The sequence below is a fragment of the Kocuria subflava genome, from assembly GCF_012163155.1.
Taxonomy (GTDB): Bacteria; Actinomycetota; Actinomycetes; order Actinomycetales; family Micrococcaceae; genus Kocuria; species Kocuria subflava.
Genome location: NZ_JAAVUN010000093.1, coordinates 1 through 925, shown reverse-complemented (window position 1 = coordinate 925; position 925 = coordinate 1). Strand labels below are relative to the sequence as shown.

1 pseudogene is annotated in these 925 nt (G+C 69.0%); it reads right to left on the bottom strand.

From position 1 onward, the window contains the following. Positions 1–810, bottom strand: a pseudogene (locus GTW58_RS13120) (helix-turn-helix domain-containing protein); the annotation flags it as partial. Between the last annotated feature and the right edge of the window lie 115 nt (positions 811–925).

Genomic DNA, 925 nt, shown 5'->3' with positions numbered 1-925 from the left:
CCCGTTATGCCGCGGCGTGTAGGCACGGATCCGCTGGTGGCGGGAGGCCAGGGCTTTCACGGTGCGGGTGAAGTCCCGGGCTCGGTAGTTGGCCCCGTTATCCGTCACGACCCGGTGGATCCTGTGGATCCCGTGGGCGGCGAAGAAGGTTCTGGCCCGGGCGAAGAACCCGATCGTGGTCACCGCTTTCTCGTCGTCGAGGGCTTCGGTGTAGGCCAGACGGGAGAAGCCGTCCACGGCAGAGTGCAGGTAGGTGTAGCCGACCCTCGCCCCCGGCCCGCGCTAGGACTTCAACGCCTGGGCGCTACCGCGGCCGTGGGTCCGCCAGCCGCCACCGTCGGGGATCTTGCCGACCTTCTTCACATCCAGGTGGACCATATGCCCGGGCCACGCAGCGCGGATCCGCCCCGGGGTCCTGCGGGCGTTCTCGCCGGCCGGGGTCAGATCACGCAGCCGGGAGATACCGAGTCGGTGCAGCCACCGGCCCACGGTGGGCAGGTGCAACTGGTGGCCGAGCCCGAGCAGGTGGTGGTGGATACGCCGGGCCGACCACTTCCGCTCCCGGCGCAGGGACTCGATCAGTTCCACGACCGGCGCCGGGGTGCGCTGCTGGCTGCGCCGCGGAATCGAGGGGCGGTCAACCAGACCTGCCTCGCCGGCCGCGAGGTAGCGGGCCACTCAGGTGGCCACCGTGGGCCGGCTGACGCGGAACTCGGCGGCCACGTGGGCCTTGGGGATCCCGTCCTCGATGTGGCGCAGTACCATGCGCAGCCGGCCGGTCGGTGTCAGGGGTGCGTTAACGTGGGTCATGAACGGGCTCTTTCGTGCGGATGTTTGTGTAGGAACCTCCATCCTGTGGCGAGGAGCCCGTTCCTCATCTCACCAACGCACCCGTGACAAGAACCTCATGCCCCACAACACCTAG